The 642-nt window shown below is 48.9% G+C and carries 1 protein-coding gene and 1 pseudogene; both read right to left on the bottom strand.

Annotation, left to right across the window (positions count from 1 at the left end):
- A pseudogene (locus R7R78_RS27165) lies at nt 1–299 on the bottom strand (cysteine/glutathione ABC transporter ATP-binding protein/permease CydC); the annotation flags it as partial.
- Nucleotides 292–642: ATP-binding cassette domain-containing protein (locus R7R78_RS27170; protein ID WP_225474743.1), on the bottom strand; the 351-nt coding region annotated here is incomplete at its 5' end. The pseudogene R7R78_RS27165 and the gene R7R78_RS27170, both read right to left, overlap by 8 nt.

A 642-nucleotide genomic window follows, 5' to 3' on the forward strand; every position in this document is an offset into this window, starting at 1 on the left:
AAGAAGATGCGCAGGTCTGTTAGCAACTTAAATGTCGCATTGTGGCTTACAACGCGCTCACCCCAACGGCCAGCTGTTCGTGCCATTGCAGCACCGCGCACGCCAGCACCTGGCAGCATGTAGTTGAAGGTTTCACGCGCAACGGTTAAACCAGCCACTGCTGCTGCGGAGATAAACCAACCAGACAGAGTGAGCAAGCCGATAGATGCAGCAAGTGTTAGGAACGCCAATAGCATACCCAGTGACAAACCGAACCAATGTTTTTTATACAGTTTTAGATAAGGGAGTAAATCACGCATCTAGGTTCCCCTTGTCTGATTCACGCTGCGCTAGGTTGGCAGCTAACATGTCTTTAAACAAACCTTCTTGTGAGGCTAGGGTAGCGTAGTCGCCACGTTGTACGATTTGACCATCTTGCATCACGAGAATTTGTGAAACGTTTTGCAAAGGTGCAAGTTGGTGAGTGATCATCAAGTTAGTGGTGGATTGGGTATACTTATTAATTCCTTCCATCACCAGTTTTTCACTGCGCGCATCCAAGCTTGCCGTCGGTTCGTCAAGCAACCAGAAACGGCCGTTTTGTAGCATTGCTCGCGCAAGTGCAAGACGTTGAGCTTGTCCTACAGATAAACCGCCTGAACG

It is taken from the genome of Vibrio sp. 2134-1 (assembly GCF_033339495.1).